Raw genomic sequence first — 590 nt, forward strand, 5'->3', positions numbered from 1 at the left:
TGATGAACATCGGGCCTTCGCCTTCCCGTCAGAGCTTGATGTAGATCGTGGCGAGCATCGTCGGCTGCACGGTCGGATGCGCGGCGCCGCCGCCCGTGTTCTGCAGGGTGATGCCGGTCGTCGCCGTGTTCGTGGAGAGGGTCGCGTTATTGAACGATCCCCGCAGCGGGAAGGTGCCGAGCGTCGCACTGTCCGCCGCCGCAAAGCCGTGCGCATGGCCGGGATCGTTGACGCTGTGATTGTGGGACGGCATTTGCGCGATCGTGAGCGTCTGGCTTTCGCCGCCGCAGGCCACGCCCAGCGTGGTTGCGTTCTGGCCGACGCAGGATCCGGTCGCCCCGAAATAGCTCGCCGTCAGCCGCCCCGCCGCGCTGTTGCCCATGTCGTCGAGCGCTGCGATCGCGCGGCCCCGCCAGTCCGGCAAGGCCAGCTGCTTGTTGGCATTGAAGTCCGACAGGCAATTGCCGGAGCGGGCCGGCGTCATGACGAGGTTGAGATCGGCGCCGCACAGATAGACGAACAGCGCCTGCGTGTCGGCATTGGCGCGCTCGCTCGCCCCGCTCGAGGCGCTGCCGATCGTCAGGCCGTTG

1 protein-coding gene is annotated in these 590 nt (G+C 67.8%); it reads right to left on the minus strand.

Annotation, left to right across the window (positions count from 1 at the left end):
* Nucleotides 1-28 precede the first annotated feature (28 nt).
* Nucleotides 29-590 (minus strand): hypothetical protein (locus AACY52_RS29425; protein ID WP_339561238.1); only part of this gene is annotated, 562 nt, incomplete at its 5' end.

It is taken from the genome of Pseudomonas sp. EA_65y_Pfl1_P113, from assembly GCF_963970525.1.
Lineage (GTDB): Bacteria > Pseudomonadota > Gammaproteobacteria > Pseudomonadales > Pseudomonadaceae > Aquipseudomonas > Aquipseudomonas tritici.